Here is a 243-nt window from a genome sequence, read left to right as displayed (position 1 = left end):
CTGAAGGGCCCACGCTCGATCTTCCCAGCGCTGTTCCATCGCCGCTCGGCCGCGAAAAAAAAAAAAAAAAAAAAAAAAAAAAATTTTTTTTTTTTTTTTTTTATATGAGATATTTTTTTTTTTTTTTTTTTTTTTTTTTTTTTTTTTACTGCAGTCCAGAGGCGGCCTCCGCCGTTCCCGAATGCCACGTCCATCTCCCAGCCAATATCGGGTGCCGCCGCGAGGATGTGCTCCTGCGGCATC

At 42.8% G+C, this 243-nt stretch carries 1 pseudogene; it reads right to left on the bottom strand.

The features are described 5' to 3' along the window. Window positions 1–243: pseudogene (locus EN807_RS36195) on the bottom strand (hypothetical protein); the annotation flags it as partial.

Origin of the sequence: Mesorhizobium sp. M5C.F.Ca.ET.164.01.1.1 (assembly GCF_004792125.1) — a bacterium.
GTDB lineage: Bacteria > Pseudomonadota > Alphaproteobacteria > Rhizobiales > Rhizobiaceae > Mesorhizobium > Mesorhizobium wenxiniae.
The sequence above is the reverse complement of the archived record's forward strand: the minus strand, read 5'-3'. Positions and strand labels throughout refer to the sequence as shown.